This window comes from Bradyrhizobium sp. CCBAU 11361 (genome assembly GCF_028128935.1).
Taxonomy (GTDB): domain Bacteria; phylum Pseudomonadota; class Alphaproteobacteria; order Rhizobiales; family Xanthobacteraceae; genus Bradyrhizobium; species Bradyrhizobium niftali.
This window is the reverse complement of record NZ_LBJZ01000006.1, coordinates 32,805-33,378: the sequence shown is the minus strand read 5'-3', so window position 1 is coordinate 33,378 and position 574 is coordinate 32,805. Positions and strand designations below refer to the sequence as shown.

2 protein-coding genes are annotated in these 574 nt (G+C 58.7%); one reads left to right on the top strand and one right to left on the bottom strand.

Annotated elements, in window-relative coordinates:
- Positions 1-217: hypothetical protein (locus tag XI08_RS03615; RefSeq protein WP_442869755.1), on the bottom strand; the 217-nt coding region annotated here is incomplete at its 3' end.
- 86 nt (positions 218-303) lie between these two features.
- Between XI08_RS03615 and XI08_RS03610 the strand changes: the two genes are divergently transcribed.
- The gene (locus XI08_RS03610) at positions 304-504 is read left to right on the top strand and encodes a hypothetical protein (RefSeq protein WP_271573380.1); all 201 of its coding nucleotides are present in this window, start codon (positions 304-306) and stop codon (positions 502-504) included.
- Positions 505-574 lie beyond the last annotated feature (70 nt).

Sequence of the window (574 nt, the reverse complement as noted above, 5' to 3'; positions counted from 1 at the left end):
AACGGACATTCGAGGAGTCGACGCTGTCGGGCAGACGCTCGCTGCGGACCACTTTGGCGGCGCCACCCGTCGCCTGACGTTCGGTCGTTCTCGTCTTGACGCCTTGCCGCACGACGTCGCGGTCCTTGTCGGTGAACGAACCTTTAAGCGCGACCCTGCCGGCGCAGCGCGCTGCATCCGCCCGCGCGGCAAACTTCACGGTGTCTTCGATTGGCACCGTGAAGGCTCTTTGTATGCTCGCGGTATCGATCTTTAGGGCACACATATAGTTTACGATAGACGCCACCCGAATAAGGAACTCCAATGAGCAAACCGATCCAGGGTTATGTTCGCGCGGACGTACCATTGAATGTATTGGAAACGACCGTGCAGAAGTCCTCCATAAACCCGCTGGCCGGGGTTCTGGAAATTGCGACAGAAGATGGCGTGCTTCGTCTCGCGATAGGCGGCGACGCGGCCAAAGACCTGCTCATCGATTTGGATCAATTCCTAGCCCAGGAATGAACGTAGGAGGCCCTGCGCACCGTCTCGGGCCCAATACGCGCGCGAGAGCTCAAGGATCGTGAACAATGTC

Bases quoted from the DNA above. Each gene is read 5' to 3' on its own strand.
- XI08_RS03610 (WP_271573380.1), top strand. From the start codon at position 304: ATGAGCAAACCGATCCAGGGTTATGTTCGCGCGGACGTACCATTGAAT.